The organism is Bradyrhizobium sp. (assembly GCF_028868675.1).
Classification (GTDB): Bacteria; Pseudomonadota; Alphaproteobacteria; order Rhizobiales; family Xanthobacteraceae; genus Bradyrhizobium.
In genome coordinates this window covers 1-15,700 of record NZ_JAGWUA010000037.1, presented here as the reverse complement: position 1 = coordinate 15,700, position 15,700 = coordinate 1, and the positions used below count along the sequence as shown (strand labels likewise).

The following is a 15,700-nucleotide window of genomic DNA, read 5'->3' as shown; positions in this document are numbered from 1 at the left end:
TTGCTTCAAGAGACGACAGACAAGGACACCACCATGGCGTATGAGACGATCAAGTATGAGGTCGCCGAGCAGATCCTCACCATCACGCTGAACCGGCCCGACAAGCTCAACGCCTTCAACGGACAGATGCAGCAGGAGCTGATCGACGCCTTCGACGCCGCCGACAAGGACGACAACATCCGCGCCATCATCGTCACCGGCGCCGGCCGCGGCTTCTGCGCCGGCGCGGACCTTTCGTCCGGCGCCGACACGTTTGACCGCGACGCGCGACGCGGGCCGGTCAAGCGCCTGCCGAACGGCAAGGTCGACTACAGCGACCCGCAGGTGCGCGACGGCGGCGGCCAGGTGACGCTGCGCATCTTCAAGAGCCTGAAGCCGGTGATCGCGGCGGTGAACGGCCCCGCGGTCGGCATCGGCGTCACCATGCAGCTTGCGATGGACATCCGCATCGCTTCGGAGGCCGCGCGCTTCGGCTTCGTTTTCTCCCAGCGCGGCATCGTGCCGGAGGCGGCATCGAGCTGGTTCCTGCCACGCATCGTCGGCATCTCGCAGGCGCTGGAATGGTGCTATTCGGGCCGCGTCTTCCCGGCTCAGGAGGCGCTGGCCGGGCGTCTGGTCAGCAAGGTGGTGCCGCCGGACGATCTGCTGCCGACCGCACGCGCGATGGCCAGGGAGTTCGCCGCCAAGACCGCGCCGGTCTCGGTCGCACTGATCCGCCAGATGATGTGGCGGATGCTCGGCGCCGACGATCCGATGGAAGCCCACAAGGTCGACAGCCGCGGCATCTACGCCCGCGGCCGCTCCGGCGACGTCAAGGAAGGCGTGGTGTCGTTCCTGGAGAAGCGCCCGGCGGCTTTCAAGGACAAGGTGTCGACCGACATGCCGGACTATTTCCCGTGGTGGACCGAGCGGGAGTACAAGTGAGGAATTCGTAGAAGTAGAAGTCGTAGGGTGGCAAAGGAGCGCAAGCGACGTGCCCACCATCTTTCCCAATCGCAACGGAAATGGTGGGCACGCTTCGCTTTGCCCACCCTACCGAGCCTACGGGGCCGTCACCCCATCACCAGCGCGACACGGCCGATCGCCTTGCGCTCGATCAGGAGCCGCATCGCCCTCGCGTAGTCTTCCAGTGGCAACCGGTGCGAGACGTTGGGGCGGAGCTTGCCCTCCTCGGCCCATTTGAGCAGCGCCTTCAGCCGCACCTCGCCGAGCCCGGGATTCCTGCGCACCGCTTCGCCGGCGCGCACGCCGATCACGCTGGCGCCCTTGATCAGCAGCAGATTGGTGCGCGCAAGTCCGATGCCGCCGGTGAAGCCGATCACGAGCACCCGCGCACCCCAGGCGATGCAGCGCAGGCTGTTCTCGAAAACCTCGCCGCCGACGGGATCGAACACCACGTCGACGCCGCGGCCGTCGGTGATGCGCTTGACCGCATCCTGAAACGGCTCGCGTGCGTAGAGCACGAGATGATCGGCGCCGCGCGCCTTCGCGATCGCAAGCTTCTCCTCCGACGAGGCACAGGCGATCACGGTGGCGCCGAGCATCTTGCCCATCTCGACTGCAGCGAGACCAACGCCGCCGCCGGCGCCGTGCACCAGCAGCACCTCGCCCGGCTCGACCCGCCCGCGATCGATCAGGGCGTGGTAGGCGGTGCCGTGGCCGGCGAGGAAGGTAGCGGCCTCCGCGTAGTCGAAGGTCGAGGGCATCGGCGTGAGCTGCGACGCCGCCACCACCGCCTCGTCGGCATAGGCGCCGTAGCGCATCTTGACGATCACCTTGTCGCCGACCGCAACGCGCTTGGCGGCGGGATCGACCTCGACGACGTTGCCCGCGGCTTCGACGCCCGGGGTGAACGGCAGCTCGGGCTTGAGCTGATATTCGCCGGCCACCATCAGGATGTCGGGGAAGTTGAGGCCGGCGGCGCGGATCGCAACTCGAACCTCGCCGGGCTTCAGCGCACGCGACGGAAAGGTTTCCAGAACGAGACTTTCGGGCGGCCCGAGCTCGCGGCAAACGACGGCACGTACCATCAGGCGGCGCTCGCTTTCCGGCGCAGCACGGCCTCGCGGATCAGCGGCAGCCGGTCATTGCCGAAATACATGTCGGTCTCGTCGACGAAGATGGTGGGCGAGCCGAAGCCGCCGCGCGCCACCACCTCCTCAGTGTTGGCCTTGAGCTGGTCCTTGATCGCCTGTTCCGCGATGCCGGCAAAGAACCTTTGCGCGTCGATGCCGAGCTTGCCGCAGATCTCGGCCAGCACCACGTCCTGCGAGATGTCCTTGTCCTCGCCCCAATAGGTCTCGAACACCGCGCGCGCGAACGGCACCATGTCCTTCCCCAACCAGATGCAGCCGCGCATCGCCTTGACGCTGTTCACGGGAAACACCGTCGGCGGCATCTTGATCGCAAGCCCCGCCGAACGCGCCCAGTCGTTGAGGTCCTTCAGCATGTAGCGCGCCTTGAGCGGCACCGGCGTCTCCCGCTGCGCGTAGACGCTGGGGTTCACCGTGTTGAAGATGCCGCCGACCAGGATCGGCCGCCAGACGATCTCCTCGCCGAGTTCCTTCGCCAGGGGCTGGATGTTGTGGAAGGCGAGGTAGGTCCAGGGGCTGGAGCAGTCGAAGAAGAATTCGATCATGGCGGTCCGAAGGGCGACTATTGTTGTTCTGTACCTCGACGTTAAGACATGGCAGGAAGGTGCGCAACGAGAACCGAAACGGGAGGGCGCAATGCTGTTTCCAACCACGATCGCCGGCTCCCTGCCGAAGCCGGAATGGCTGGCCGAGCCGAACATGCTCTGGGCGCCCTGGAAGTCCAAAGGCGACGAGCTCGCCCGCGCCAAGCGCGACGCCACGCTGCTGGCGGTCAAGCTGCAGGAGGACGCGGGCATCGACATCGTCACCGAGGGCGAGCAGGCGCGCCAGCACTTCGTGCACGGCTTTCTGGAGAAGATCGAGGGCATCGACTTCGCCCACAAGGTCGAGATGGGCATCCGTAATGACCGCTACAAGGCGATGGTGCCGCAGGTGGTCGCGCCGCTGCAGCTCAGGGCTCGCGTCCACGCCGAGGAGGCGCGCGTGGCGCGCGCGCACACCAAGCGGAAGCTCAAATTCACCTTGCCCGGCCCGATGACCATCATCGACACCATCGCCGACCGCTACTACGGCGATCGCGTCAAGATGGCGTTTGCCTTCGCCGATCTCCTGAATGCGGAGGCCAAGGCGCTGGAAGCCGACGGCGTCGACCTGATCCAGTTCGACGAGCCCGCCTTCAACGTCTACACGGACGAGGTCAACGACTGGGGCATCAGGGCGCTGGAGCGCTCGGCGCAGGGCCTGAAATGCGCCACCGCCGTTCACATCTGCTACGGCTACGGCATCAAGGCCAACACCGACTGGAAGGAGACGCTCGGCGCGCAGTGGCGGCAGTACGAGCAGATCTTCCCGGCGATCGACGCGAGCGCGATCCAGCAGGTCGCGATCGAGTGCCGCAACTCCAAGGTGCCGCTCGACCTCTTGGCGCTGCTCAAGGGCAAGATCGTGCAGGCCGGCGTGATCGACGTCGCCAGCGACACCGTCGAGACCGCCGAGGACGTGGTCAAGGTGATCGACGCGGTGTCGAAGTTCGTGCCCAAGAGCAACATCATCGCCACCACCAATTGCGGCATGGCGCCGATGCGGCGCGACATCGCCGAAGCCAAGCTGATGGCGCTCGGTGCCGGCACGGCGCTGGCGCGCGAGACGCTCGGATGAGGGTGGCGGGTTCGATGCGATTTGTGTTCATCGTTGCGCTGCTGGCGGCGGTTGCGCCTTCGGCGCAGGCCGAAGACCGTTCCGTGCTCGTCAATTGCAAGGCGATGGTCGAGCGCGCGGATCAGGCGAAGGGGGCGGGTTCGGCGAACGCGGCCGAGCTCGTGCGCTGCCGCCAGGTGATCCGCGAATGGGCGCTGCGCGACGCGCGGATGACCGTGGACGAGCAGGGCCGGCCGCTGCGCTGAGGACGCGGGGGTCTACGAACCGCATCTCCACCAAAAACCTGCGGTTCAACCCCATGCACAGTGGGCAAGCATCTGGCGCGACATCTATTTCTCTTTTCCCGAAATAAAACTTGACTCGTCGGGCAAATCAGTGCAAAACTGCCATCATCGCAGAGCATGCGCCGTCGGGTGCAGCACGGCCCGATAGCCGGCGAGCAGCGCCCGCAGCGTCGAGGGCGGGGTCAGCAACATCGCATCATCGAGCGGGCCGTCGGCGGGAGCATAGCCGGCCGGCGACCACGAGAGCGCCCTGCCCTGCGTCACCAGAAGGCTTTCCTGCCCACTTTGCACCATCGCGCCGTCGGGCAACTTCTCAAGCGGCATCGGCAGCGGATGCAGCATCTTGCCGCTGGCGAAGCGCTCGCGATGCAGAATCCGATCGATGTCGTGGGCGTGAATCTCGCGCGCGCCATTGCCGGCTTCCCAGGCCGCGCGAAAACGGTTGGCGTCGTCGCGCCGACAGTAGAAGCAGGGCCGGTGGCCGGCGGCGAGCGCGGTGGCTTCGTCCAGGAAGAACAGCTCGGTCCAGCTTCGCCGCGCCATCACGGCGCGGCGGCGGCCACGGAATTCGCAGACGCAGGTCAGCCAGGCCGGGGAAGACCAGCGCCTGTTCAGCAGCGTCTTCGTCGCGGGATCATGGATGATGCCGCGATTGCCGGTGAACAGCCCGCGATGCGGCGTGGCGATGATCTCGCCGGTGGGGGTGACGCGGTTCTGGAGAGGGCGAGTGGCGAATAGCGAATTGCGATTGGAGGATCTGCTATTCGCCATTCGCGATTCGCTCTTTCTCACGCCCCGTCCCGGAGCGGCGGGTGGTAGGTGAGCGCGGTGTCCCAGGGAAAATGGATCCAGGTGTCCTGCGACACTTCGGTGATGAAGGTGTCGACCAGCGGCCGGCCCTTCGGCTTGGCGTAGACGGCGGCGAAATGCGCGTCGGGAAGCATCTGGCGCACCAGCTTTCCGGTCTTGCCGGTGTCGACGAGATCGTCGACGATCAAGAGCCCCTTGCCGGTGCCACCGCCGAGCTTCGCGACCTCGTCGCAGACGCCTTTCAGCACCTTCAGATCGCCCTGCTTGTCGTGGTCGTAGCTCGCCACGCAGACGGTGTCGATGACGCGGATGCCGAGCTCGCGCGCGACGATCGCGGCCGGCACCAGCCCGCCACGGGTGATGGCGATGATCGCATGAAACGGGCCGACCTCGTTGAGCCGCCAGCTCAGCGCCCGGCAGTCGCGGTGGAACTGGTCCCACGAGACCGGAAAGGCCCTGCCCGCCCGCTCCTGTGCGCTCGATTCACCGTTCATCGCCTTCCGCCTTCCTCGCTCGCAAGGCCCGCCCTACCGGGTCACGTTCAATCCCGCCAGCATCTCCTTCACCGCAGCCATGGCGGCGGCGAGCTTGTCCGGATCGCGCGAGCGCACCACGAGATTGGTGTTCGGCTTCTTGTCCTCGTCGATGAAGGGATAGCTGCCGATGATGGTGTCGGGATGGGCATTGGCGATCTCCCGCAGCGGACCGCCGATGTCACCCTCGCGCGCATTGGCGCGAACGGTGTCGGAGAGCATGCGCACGCCAGACTTCAGCTTGGGCGCGACGATGTCCATCATCGCCTGCATGATCGAGGGGACGCCAGCCATCACGATGACATTGCCGAGCTTGAAGCCGGGGGCGAGGATGGTCGCGCTCTGGATCAACTCGGCGCCGTCGGGGATCCGCGCCATGCGCAGCCGCGCCTCGTTCAGATCCTGCTCGCTCCAGCGTTCGCGAAAGCGCGCCACCACCTCGGGGTGATGGCCGATGCCGACGCCGAACGCCGCGGCCACCGCGTCGGCCGTGATGTCGTCATGGGTCGGCCCGATGCCGCCGGTGGTGAAGACGTAGTTATAGCGCTGCCGCAGCGCGTTCAGCGCCGCGATGATGTCGGGCTCGTCGTCGGCGACGACCCGGACCTCCTTCAGATCGATGCCGATGTTGGTCAGGTATTCGGCGATGAAGCCGATATTCTTGTCCTTGGTCCGGCCGGACAGGATTTCATCCCCGATGACCAGAATCCCCGCCGTAACGATCTCGCTCATAAAACCATTCCTCGCCTGCAACCCAACTTTGCCGAGGTAACGCGTTGAAGTCACGCGGATTTGCTGCCCCATTGAGCAGTCCTCAGCCATTTTTTCAGGCAAGCTCGTGGCGCCGTCGCCCGAATGCCCTTTGTCCATGCATATCGCGCTGGCCCGGCCCTTGCTACCATCCCGGCAGGTCATGCACTCTCGCGGCAACGCCTGGGGAGAACAGTCGGATTCCATGGCAGTCGCGTTCGATGAAATGAACGGTCCCGGGGGGGACCTTCGCCCCGCGTATCGGGAGCTGGCACGCTGGCTCGAGGAGACGCCGGCCGAGGCGCTGGAATATCGCCGCCAGGAGGCGGAGCTGCTGTTCCGCCGGATCGGCATCACCTTCGCCGTCTATGGCGACGCCGAAGCCCAGGAGCGGCTGATCCCGTTCGACGTCATCCCCCGCATCATCTCCGCCAGGGAATGGGCGCTGCTGGAACGCGGCCTCAAGCAGCGGGTGCGCGCGCTCAACATGTTCCTGCGCGACATCTATCACGGCCGCGAGGTGCTGCGCGCCGAGATCGTGCCCGACGACCTGATCTTCCAGAACCCGGTGTTCCGGCCCGAGATGAACGGCCAGCAGGTGCCGCACGACGTCTATGTCCACATCGCCGGCATCGACATCGTCCGGGTCGACGCCAACGACTTCATCGTGCTGGAGGACAATGCGCGCACGCCGTCCGGCGTATCCTACATGCTGGAAAACCGCGAGATCATGATGCGGCTGTTTCCGGACCTGTTCGCCCGCCACAGGGTGGCGCCGGTAGAACGTTATCCGGACGAGCTGCTCGCCGCGCTGCGCTCGGTCGCCCCGCAAAGCGCCTCCGCCGAGCCGACGGTCGCGCTGCTGACCCCCGGCGTTTACAACTCCGCCTATTACGAGCATTCCTTCCTCGCCGACAAGCTCGGCATCGAGCTCGTCGAGGGCCGGGACCTCATCGTCAAGAACAACGAAGTGTTCATGCGCACCACCGAGGGGCTGAAGCGGGTCGACGTGATCTATCGGCGCGTCGACGACGACTTCCTCGATCCCCTCACCTTTCGGCCCGATTCCGCGCTCGGCGTGCCCGGGCTGATGTCGGCCTATGCGGCCGGCCACGTCACGCTGGCGAACGCGGTCGGCACCGGCATCGCCGACGACAAGGCGATCTACTCCTACATGCCGGAGATCGTGAGATTCTATCTCGGCGAGGAGCCGATCCTGAAGAACGTGCCGACCTGGCGCTGCCGCGAGCCCAAAGATCTCGCCTATGTGCTCGACCATCTCGGCGATCTCGTGGTGAAGGAGGTGCACGGCTCCGGCGGCTACGGGATGCTGATCGGGCCGGCCGCGACGAAAGCGACCATCGAGGCCTTTCGCGAGAAGCTGAAGCGCGAGCCGGAAGGCTTCATCGCCCAGCCGACGCTCGCGCTGTCGACCTGCCCGACCTGCACCGCGTCCGGCCTCGCGCCGCGCCATGTCGATCTGCGGCCGTTCGTGCTCACCGGCAGCAGGCAGACCACCATCGTGCCCGGCGGGCTCACCCGCGTGGCGCTGCAGGAAGGCTCGCTGGTGGTGAACTCCAGCCAGGGCGGCGGCACCAAGGACACCTGGATACTGGACGAATAGAGAGATGCTGTCCCGCACCGCCGAAAACCTCTACTGGCTCGCCCGCTACGTCGAACGCGCCGAATACCTCGCGCGCACCATCGACGCCACGCTGCGCGTCACCGCGCTGCCGGCCGCCTATGTCGGCAAGACCAACGAATGGGACTCCGCGCTGCTCACCGCCGGCGTCGCCGCGAGCTTCTATCAGCACTACGCGGAGGCCAACGAGCAGAACGTCGTCGAATACCTGTCGTTCTCGCCGGCGAACCCCTCCTCGATCAGGAACTGCATCGAGGCGGCGCGGCTGAACTCGCGCTCGGTACGCACCGCGCTGACCAGCGAGATGTGGGACACCATCAACTCGGCCTGGATCGAATTGCAGCAGGCCTGGAGCAGGGGCACCTCGACGCGCGAGGACCTGGCAAAGTTCCTGCGCTTCGTGCAGGAGACCTCGCTACGCTTCGACGGCTCGGCCTACCGGACCATGCTGCGCAACGACGCCTACTGGTTCTCCCGCCTCGGCGTGCATCTGGAGCGCGCCGACAACACCGCGCGCATTCTCGACGTCAAATACCACGTGCTGCTGCCCGAGGAGGAACACGTCGGCGGTCCACTGGACTTCTACCAGTGGAGCTCGATCCTGCGCTCGGTCTCGGCGCTGACGGCCTATCACTGGGTCTATCGCGAGACGTTGAAGCCGTGGCTGATCGCGGATCTGCTCATTCTCAACGACACGCTGCCGCGCTCGCTGGCAAGCTGCTACGGCAATCTGGTGCGCAACCTCGACCAGATCGGCGTCGCCTATGGCCGCCAGGGTCCCGCCCAGCGCCACGCCCGCGGCGTCCGCAACCGGCTCGAGCACTCCAACATGAACGACATCTTCCAGCATGGCGTGCATGAATTCATCCAGGAATTCATCGCCGATAACTCCAGGCTGGGTGAAATCATCACGAAGCAGTATTTGATTTGATGTTCCCGAGCCGACCGGATTGAATGCCGCCATGGCCGCGCATAGCCGTCCGAAGGACGGCGTCGCTTCCGCTGGCCTATGTCCCGGCCATCCACGTTCTTTCTTCAGCTCGGCTGAGGAAAGGCATGGATGCCCGGGTCAAGCCCGGGCATGACGAGCAGCATGCAGTCGCGCCTCACACGAGCTCTACGGTCCGCCATGCGCCTGCGAATTCTGCACACCACGTCCTACCGCTACGATCCGGCCGCGACCAGCGTGATTCAGATCCTGCGCATGACGCCCGGCAGCCATGACGGGCAATATGTGGCGGAGTGGCAGATCGACGTCTCGGCCGACACCAGGCTCGACATGCACGAGGACGCGTTCGGCAACGTCACTCACGTCTTGTCCTGCGGCTCCGTCGCCGACATCAGCATCACCGCCGAGGGCCTGATCGAGACGCACGACACCGGCGGGGTGCTGCGCGGCACCGACGAGCGCTTCCCGCCGGGCCTGTTCCTGCGCCCGACCTCGCTCACCGGGGTCAATCCGGCGATGGCGAATTTTGCGCGCCAGCTGCGCGCCGAGGCCGAGAGCGACACGCTCGGCTACCTGCACATGCTGATGTCAGAGATCAGCGAGCACATGACGTTCGACGAGGATCCGACCCACAGCGGCACGTCGGCGCTGGAGGCGTTCACGCTCCGGCGCGGCGTCTGCCAGGACTATGCGCACATCTTCATCGCCTGCGCGCGCAGCGCAGGCGTGCCGGCGCGCTTCGTCTCCGGCCACTTCCTGCGCGCCGACGGCGCCGTGCACCAGGAGGCCGGCCATGCCTGGGCGGAGGCTTTCGTGCCAGACCTCGGCTGGGTCGGCTTCGATCCCGCCAACTGCATCTGCTCGACGGACGCCCATGTCCGCGTCGCGATCGGCCTCGACTATCTCGGCGCCGCACCGGTGCGCGGCACCCGCTACGGCGGTGGCACGGAGACGCTGACGGTTGCGGTCAGGGTCGAGCAGGCCGGACGGTCGGGGCCGTCGCAATCCCAGAGGCAGAGGTGACGCATTGTCATTGCGAGCGCAGCGAAGCAATCCAGACTGTCACCGCGGAGACAGTCTGGACTGCTTCGTCGCTTCGCTCCTCGCAATGACGGAGCCTAATACTCGCAATTCCTGTAGTCCGACGCCTCGCAGTCCTGCATCATCGCGCGCGCCCGCGACATGTCGTCCGCGGTCATGGTGGCGGCGACCGTCTGCAAATCGGCCTTGGCCCTGGCGTCGCCGCGGGAGGCCGCGAGGCTGAGCCACATGAAGGCGTGCGCCGAGCTCTTCGCCACGCCCTGGCCGCGCCGATACATCGCGCCCAGCATGCCCTGCGCCTTCGCGTTGCCGGCCTTTGCCATGGCGCGGAACACGTGCACTGCCGGCAGGTAGTCGCCGCGGTTGTAGGCGGCCATGCCATCCTCCCAGGGTCCCGCGAGCGCAGGCATGCCTGCCGTGCCAAGCGCCGCCGCGACCAAAGCGCCAACCCACAGCTTCCTCATCGTCCAGCCCTCCTCGGCGAAGCTTTCTAGCGGCTCGTTACGGGGCGCGCCAAGGAAAGGTTTCAGGCCGGGACCCGGAGCCGGCGCGCGAGGGAATGGGGTTGGAGGGACGTGCGAAATTGGCTAGTAGTTTTCCGCTCTCAAGCTCGTGCGTTCGAGGACCGGAAATGACCTATTGCTGCGGAATCCTGGTTCGGGAAGGGTTGGTGATGATCGCCGACACCCGCACCAACGCCGGTCTCGACAACGTCTCGACCTTCCGCAAGCTGCACGTCTTCTCGAAGCCCGGCGAGCGCATCATGGCGATTGCGTCCGCCGGAAATCTCGCGATCAGCCAGTCGGTGCTCTCGACGCTGACCGAGGGCATGGAGGATGCGACCACCGGCGAGATCGAGACGCTGATGAACGCACCGACCATGTTCCAGGCCGCACAGCGCATCGGCCGCGCCATCCGCGCGGTCCATGCGACGGAGGGCGCGGCACTGAAGGCCGAGGACATCAGTTTCGACGTCTCCTTCCTGTTCGGCGGCCAGATCAAGGGCGCGCGGATGCGCCTGTTCATGATCTACCCGGCCGGCAATTTCATCGAATGCACCACCGACACGCCCTACCTGCAGATCGGCGAGCACAAATACGGCAAGCCGGTGCTCGACCGCGCCATGCACTACGACATCGAGCTCTATGACGCGCTGAAGGCCGGCCTGATCTCGATGGATTCGACCATGCGCTCCAATCTCGGCGTCGGACTGCCGATCGACGTGCTGGTCGCGCGCACGGACGCCTGCGATGCCGATCTCAACCATCGCATCGAGGCGGGCGAGCCCTATTTCCACGATTTGCGCTCGCGCTGGTCGGCGGCCTTGCGCGCCGCGCATCAGAACATTCCGCGGCCGCCCTACAAGAAAGACAAAGAGTCCAAGGCTTAGAGAAGCAGAAAAGGCAGGAAACCATGAGTGAGGCTCTGAACAGGATCGCGCTGGTCACCGGCGCCGGCACCGGCGTCGGCCGCGCGGCAGCACTGGCGCTGATGAAGGCCGGCTTCACGGTGGTGCTCGCCGGCCGCCGCCGCGAAATGCTGGAGGAGACGAAGAAGCTCGGCGAAGACATCGGCAAGAGCCTGTGCGTGCCCGCCGACATGACGAACCCCGGCTCGATCGCCGCGCTGTTCGCCAAGGTGACGGAGAGCTATGGCCGGCTCGACGTGCTCTTCAACAATGCCGGCATGGGCGCCCCGCCGGTCAATTTCGAGGATCTGAGCCTCGAGCAGTGGCAGGCGGTGGTGAACACCAACCTCACCGGCCCCTTCCTGTGCACCCAGCACGCCTTCCGCATCATGAAGGACCAGACGCCGCGCGGCGGCCGCATCATCAACAACGGCTCGATCTCCGCGCACGCGCCGCGGCCGTTCTCGGCCGCCTATACCTCGACCAAGCACGCCATCACCGGGCTGACCAAGGCCTCCAATCTCGACGGCCGCGCCTACGACATCGCGGTCGGCCAGGTCGACATCGGCAATGCGGCGACGCCGATGACCGACCGCATGGTCAACGGCCCCGGCGTGATGCAGCCGGACGGCACCATGAAGCACGAGCCGCGCATGGACGCCAAGGCGGTCGGCGATGCGGTCGCCTACATGGCGACGCTGCCGCTCGATGCCAACGTGCTGTTCATGACGGTGATGGCGACCAAGATGCCGTTCGTCGGGCGGGGTTGAACTCTCGCGCCCCGGACGCAGCGCGGCATGACATGACGCGCTGTCTCCACATCGTCATTGCGAGCGAAGCGAAGCAATCCAAAACGTTCCTGCGGACGCAGTTCTGGATTGCTTCGTCGCTTCGCTCCTCGCAATGACGATGGAGAGAGCGTCACGCCCCACCCCTACCCCAGCCGCTTCACCTCGCGCAGATTCGGCAACGGCTTCATCCACGCAGTGCGACGATCGTGCGAGCGGCGCCGGTCGGCATTGCGTTTGCTGCGCGCCGGCTGCCATAATCGCCTCGGGATCGGGGACATCATGCTGCGGCTGCAATCGGCACTCGGCGTTTTCGCACTGCTGGCATTGACCTTTGCGCTGGCCGAGAACCGCCGCGCGGTGTCGCTGCGGCAGGCGGCGATCGGCCTCGCCGCGACCTTTGCGACCGCATTGGTGCTGCTCAAGCTGCCGATCGTGGCGCGGGGCTTCGGCGCCATCAACGACGCGGTCGGTGCGATCTCGACGGCCTCGCGCGCCGGCACCGCCTTCGTGTTCGGCTATGTCGGCGGCGGCGCGCTGCCGTTCGACCTCAAGGCGCCCGGCGCCGATTTCATCCTCGCCTTCCAGGCGCTGCCGATCGTGCTGGTGATGAGCGTGCTGACGACGCTCCTGTTCCACTGGCGCGTGCTGCCGCCGATCGTGCGCGGCATGGCCTGGCTGCTGGAGCGCACGCTCGGGGTCGGCGGCGCGGTCGGGCTGTCGACCGCCGCCAACATCTTCCTCGGCATGGTCGAAGCGCCGCTGTTCGTGCGGCCGTATCTGGCGCAGATGACGCGCAGCGAATTATTCCTGGTGATGACCGGCGGCATGGCGGGCATCGCCGGCACGGTGCTCGTGCTCTACGCCACCCTGCTCAGCCCGCTGATCCCGGACGCGGCTGCGCATTTCGTCATCGCCTCCGTGCTGGGCGCGCCGGCCGCGATCCTGGTCAGCCTGATCATGGTGCCCGAGACCAGCGACACGCTCACCGGCGGCGCGCTCGGGGCTCCCCGGGTCGCTGGCGATCCCGACATGCATGCCTCCGGCACGATGGACGCGATCGTCAAGGGCACCTCGGCGGGGCTCGAGCTCCTGCTCAACATCGTCGCCATGCTGATCGTGCTGGTGGCGCTGGTGCATCTGGCCAATGCCACACTCGGCCTGCTGCCGAATGTCGGCGGCGCAGCAATCTCGTTGCAACGGATGCTCGGGCTCGCGATGGCGCCGATATGCTGGCTGATGGGGCTGCCCTGGGACCAGGCGGTGACCGCCGGCAGCCTGATGGGCACCAAGACGGTGCTCAACGAGCTCATCGCCTATGTCGACCTCTCGAAGCTTGCGCCCGGCGCGCTCGACGCGCGCTCGCGCCTGATCATGCTCTACGCGATGTGCGGCTTCGCCAACTTCGCGAGCCTCGGCATCATGATCGGCGGCCTCGGCGTGATGGCGCCGGAGCGGCGCAAGGAGATCAACGAACTGGGATTGAAGTCGGTGGTGTCGGGGACGCTGACGACGTGCTTGATGGGCGCGATCGTAGGAGTGATGACGTGACTCTCAGACCGTAGCCCGGATGGAGCGTAGCGCAATCCGGGACATCGTTTGTGGAGTGCACGGTTTCCCGGATTTCGCTTCGCTTCATCCGGGCTACGACCGCGACTGAAAGCTGCAGCCTACGCCGTCAATTCCACCGTCCGAAACTCCGCCGGCAAAATCACCTCCAGCAATTCCACGTCGTCGGAATAGTCGAGGATCATGTGCCTGATCTTCGGCGGCTGGGTCCAGGCGGAGCCCGCCGTCATCAAGGTCTCGCCCTGGCCGTCCATGTAGGTCTTCACCCAGCCCTTGAGCACGTAGACCATCTGGAATTCGACGTCGTGATAATGGAGCTTCGAGACTTCGGCCGGATCGCAGGGACCCTGCAGGCGGATGACGTGCGCCTGGGCGAGCCCGTTCGTCGCATCAGATATGCCGAGGTCGCGGTACCTGGCGTAGGCGCGCAGGCCATCGGGGCGAAAATCTTCCTCGCGGTGATGGCTGACGGCAACGCGCTGCTTGGGCCGGGCGCGCGTCGACTTGGTGGCGGTCTTGGCAGCAGTCTTGGCAGCAGTCTTGGCAGCAGTCTTGGCCGCGGTCGTGCGGGCCTTCGACTTCACGGCCTTGCGGGCCGACGTCACCGCCTTGCGGGACGGGGGGCGCGCGGCGACCTTGTTGCCGTGCCACTTCTTCTTCACCGCGGATCGCGCCGCGGCGCGCGACGTCGCCTTCTGCCTGGCCATGGTTTCCTCCCGTTTATTGTTCTGGTGGCGGGAGGCTAGCACAGAATTCGAAATCGCGGCGCGGACCGCGGTGCCCTCAGTGCAGCCGAAACACGCCATCGACGGCGCGCAGCTCGGCGGGCTTGATCAGTTTGGAGTGGGCGACGGTCACCGAGAACAGCGGTCCGTCGAGCTTCTGCTGCCAGAAGGCCAAGAAGTCCGTCAGTGCCGGAAATTTCGGAAACAGGTCGTAATTCTGCCAGACGTAGGTCTGCAGCAGCGAGGGGTGATCCGGCATCCGGTAAAGGATCTGCGCCGTCGTCAGCCCATAGCCCAACACTTGTTTCCGGAAGTCGCCGGAAACGCCCCCAACCCGCAAGCCCATGCCAGCCTCCTTTTCAGGAGCGCATATTCAGGGGGTGGCCGGCGGTGTGCCCTGAGAGCCACCCGGTGGAGATGCGCTCACATGCCTGGAAATGTGACGCACACTGCCAACTCATCTCAAGCCCAAAAGTTTAACAAGCTGTTGAAATTCAATGCGTTAGCAGCAGTTCGCCGCCCGTGCTAATACGGCCTCGCAGCCTCGCCGGCGCCGCAATTAACGATCATGACCATTTCCGGCAGGCCGCTCGTCCGCATACGGATTTTTCTGCTAGAAGCCCTTGCTCCCCGAAAAAACCTGTCCTATTTCAGCAATGCCCGCTCTGGCACTCGCGGGTATCGATTGCTAGCAATCAAAAATCATCAACTTGTACAACTACTTAGGAGGACTGCATGAAATTCCGTCCGCTTCACGACCGCGTCGTGGTCAAGCGTATCGACGCAGAAGAGAAGACCGCTGGCGGCATCATCATTCCCGACACGGCCAAGGAAAAGCCCTCCCAGGGTGAAGTCATCGCCGTCGGCCCGGGCGGCCGCGACGAAAGCGGCAAGCTGATCCCGATCGACCTCAAGGTCGGCGACGTCGTGCTGTTCGGCAAGTGGTCGGGCACCGAGGTCAAGATCGACAATCAGGATCTCCTGATCATGAAGGAAAGCGACATCATGGGCGTGCTCGACGTCCCCGCTTCCAAGAAGAAGGCCGCCTGATCCATCGCTCGCATCCTCATCCCGAGGAGCCGGCAGGGCCGGCGTCCCGAAGGATGAGGCCACACGTCAATCGTCTCATCCTTCGAGACGCGGCGCTTCGCACCGCTCCTCAGGATGAGGTCCAAAGTTGAACCTCAGGGAAAACCATCAATGTCAGCCAAAGAAGTGAAATTCGGCGTCGACGCCCGCGACCGCATGCTGCGCGGCGTCGACATCCTCGCCAACGCCGTCAAGGTCACGCTCGGCCCGAAGGGCCGCAACGTCGTCCTCGACAAGTCGTTCGGCGCTCCCCGCATCACCAAGGACGGCGTCACCGTCGCCAAGGAGATCGAGCTCGACGACAAGTTCGAGAACATGGGCGCCCAGATGGTGCGCGAAGTCGCCTCCAAGTCCGCTGAC

Annotated in this window: 19 protein-coding genes; 11 read left to right on the top strand and 8 right to left on the bottom strand. The window is 65.6% G+C overall.

Annotated features, from left to right (window positions below; all coding sequences use genetic code 11):
• Positions 1 to 33 precede the first annotated feature (33 nt).
• Positions 34 to 924, top strand: a complete 891-nt coding sequence (locus KGM94_RS07675; RefSeq protein WP_300256531.1) for a crotonase/enoyl-CoA hydratase family protein — start codon at positions 34 to 36, stop codon at positions 922 to 924.
• A 128-nt stretch (positions 925 to 1,052) separates the two neighbouring features.
• Here KGM94_RS07675 and KGM94_RS07670 read toward each other — a convergent pair whose 3' ends face one another.
• Positions 1,053 to 2,030, bottom strand: a complete 978-nt coding sequence (locus KGM94_RS07670) for an NADPH:quinone oxidoreductase family protein (RefSeq protein ID WP_300256529.1) — start codon at positions 2,028 to 2,030, stop codon at positions 1,053 to 1,055.
• Positions 2,030 to 2,638 carry a 2-hydroxychromene-2-carboxylate isomerase gene (locus KGM94_RS07665; protein WP_300256528.1) on the bottom strand — a complete coding sequence of 203 codons (609 nt, stop codon included), beginning with the start codon at positions 2,636 to 2,638 and terminating at the stop codon, positions 2,030 to 2,032. The genes KGM94_RS07670 and KGM94_RS07665 overlap by 1 nt, the downstream gene beginning before the upstream one ends.
• 91 nt (positions 2,639 to 2,729) lie before the next feature.
• Here KGM94_RS07665 and KGM94_RS07660 point away from each other — a divergent pair, with 91 nt between their 5' ends.
• Positions 2,730 to 3,752, top strand: a complete 1,023-nt coding sequence (locus KGM94_RS07660) for a methionine synthase (protein ID WP_300256527.1) — start codon at positions 2,730 to 2,732, stop codon at positions 3,750 to 3,752.
• Between the two features lie 14 nt (positions 3,753 to 3,766).
• Entirely contained in the window at positions 3,767 to 3,997 is a 231-nt protein-coding gene (locus KGM94_RS07655; protein ID WP_300256525.1) for a hypothetical protein, read from the top strand.
• A gap of 144 nt (positions 3,998 to 4,141) precedes the next feature.
• On the opposite strand, the gene KGM94_RS07650 is transcribed toward KGM94_RS07655, so the two are convergent.
• Genes KGM94_RS07650 through KGM94_RS07640 form a run of 3 tightly spaced genes read right to left on the bottom strand, consistent with a single transcriptional unit; the run spans position 4,142 to position 6,111 of the window.
• Entirely contained in the window at positions 4,142 to 4,807 is a 666-nt protein-coding gene (locus KGM94_RS07650; protein ID WP_300256523.1) for a hypothetical protein, read from the bottom strand.
• Between the two features lie 17 nt (positions 4,808 to 4,824).
• Positions 4,825 to 5,340, bottom strand: a complete 516-nt coding sequence (gene gpt, locus KGM94_RS07645) for a xanthine phosphoribosyltransferase (protein ID WP_300256521.1) — start codon at positions 5,338 to 5,340, stop codon at positions 4,825 to 4,827.
• Between the two features lie 33 nt (positions 5,341 to 5,373).
• Entirely contained in the window at positions 5,374 to 6,111 is a 738-nt protein-coding gene (locus KGM94_RS07640) for a molybdopterin-binding protein (RefSeq protein ID WP_300256519.1), read from the bottom strand.
• 223 nt (positions 6,112 to 6,334) lie between these two features.
• Between KGM94_RS07640 and KGM94_RS07635 the strand changes: the two genes are divergently transcribed.
• The 3 genes from KGM94_RS07635 (at position 6,335) to KGM94_RS07625 (ending at position 9,743) form a co-directional block, all read left to right on the top strand.
• Positions 6,335 to 7,753: a circularly permuted type 2 ATP-grasp protein gene (locus KGM94_RS07635; protein ID WP_300256518.1), complete on the top strand. Its 1,419-nt coding sequence runs from the start codon at positions 6,335 to 6,337 to the stop codon at positions 7,751 to 7,753.
• A gap of 4 nt (positions 7,754 to 7,757) precedes the next feature.
• On the top strand, positions 7,758 to 8,702 hold the full coding sequence (locus KGM94_RS07630; RefSeq protein ID WP_300256516.1) for an alpha-E domain-containing protein: 945 nt from the start codon (positions 7,758 to 7,760) through the stop codon (positions 8,700 to 8,702).
• Between the two features lie 198 nt (positions 8,703 to 8,900).
• On the top strand, positions 8,901 to 9,743 hold the full coding sequence (locus KGM94_RS07625; protein WP_300256515.1) for a transglutaminase family protein: 843 nt from the start codon (positions 8,901 to 8,903) through the stop codon (positions 9,741 to 9,743).
• A gap of 95 nt (positions 9,744 to 9,838) precedes the next feature.
• Here the strand turns inward: KGM94_RS07625 and KGM94_RS07620 are convergent, their stop codons facing one another.
• The gene (locus KGM94_RS07620) at positions 9,839 to 10,138 is read right to left on the bottom strand and encodes a hypothetical protein (RefSeq protein WP_300256512.1); all 300 of its coding nucleotides are present in this window, start codon (positions 10,136 to 10,138) and stop codon (positions 9,839 to 9,841) included.
• A gap of 254 nt (positions 10,139 to 10,392) precedes the next feature.
• On the opposite strand from KGM94_RS07620, the gene KGM94_RS07615 reads away from it, so the two are divergent.
• The 3 genes from KGM94_RS07615 to KGM94_RS07605 all read left to right on the top strand — a co-directional run bounded on the left by KGM94_RS07615 (position 10,393) and on the right by KGM94_RS07605 (position 13,508).
• Positions 10,393 to 11,151 (top strand): proteasome-type protease, encoded by a 759-nt coding sequence (locus tag KGM94_RS07615; protein WP_300256510.1) that lies wholly within the window; start codon positions 10,393 to 10,395, stop codon positions 11,149 to 11,151.
• A gap of 23 nt (positions 11,152 to 11,174) precedes the next feature.
• Positions 11,175 to 11,939, top strand: a complete 765-nt coding sequence (locus KGM94_RS07610) for an SDR family oxidoreductase (RefSeq protein WP_300256508.1) — start codon at positions 11,175 to 11,177, stop codon at positions 11,937 to 11,939.
• Positions 11,940 to 12,239: 300 nt separating this feature from the next.
• Entirely contained in the window at positions 12,240 to 13,508 is a 1,269-nt protein-coding gene (locus KGM94_RS07605; protein ID WP_300256506.1) for a nucleoside transporter C-terminal domain-containing protein, read from the top strand.
• A gap of 119 nt (positions 13,509 to 13,627) precedes the next feature.
• Here the strand turns inward: KGM94_RS07605 and KGM94_RS07600 are convergent, their stop codons facing one another.
• Both KGM94_RS07600 and KGM94_RS07595 read right to left on the bottom strand, forming a co-directional pair.
• Positions 13,628 to 14,233 (bottom strand): cupin domain-containing protein, encoded by a 606-nt coding sequence (locus KGM94_RS07600; protein WP_300256504.1) that lies wholly within the window; start codon positions 14,231 to 14,233, stop codon positions 13,628 to 13,630.
• A 76-nt stretch (positions 14,234 to 14,309) separates the two neighbouring features.
• Positions 14,310 to 14,597, bottom strand: a complete 288-nt coding sequence (locus tag KGM94_RS07595; protein ID WP_300256502.1) for an usg protein — start codon at positions 14,595 to 14,597, stop codon at positions 14,310 to 14,312.
• Between the two features lie 389 nt (positions 14,598 to 14,986).
• Here KGM94_RS07595 and KGM94_RS07590 point away from each other — a divergent pair, with 389 nt between their 5' ends.
• Positions 14,987 to 15,301, top strand: coding sequence for a co-chaperone GroES (locus KGM94_RS07590; protein ID WP_300256500.1), 315 nt, complete (start codon positions 14,987 to 14,989; stop codon positions 15,299 to 15,301).
• Between the two features lie 150 nt (positions 15,302 to 15,451).
• Positions 15,452 to 15,700, top strand: a 249-nt coding sequence (locus KGM94_RS07585) for a TCP-1/cpn60 chaperonin family protein (protein WP_300256498.1), incomplete at its 3' end; no start/stop codon positions are given.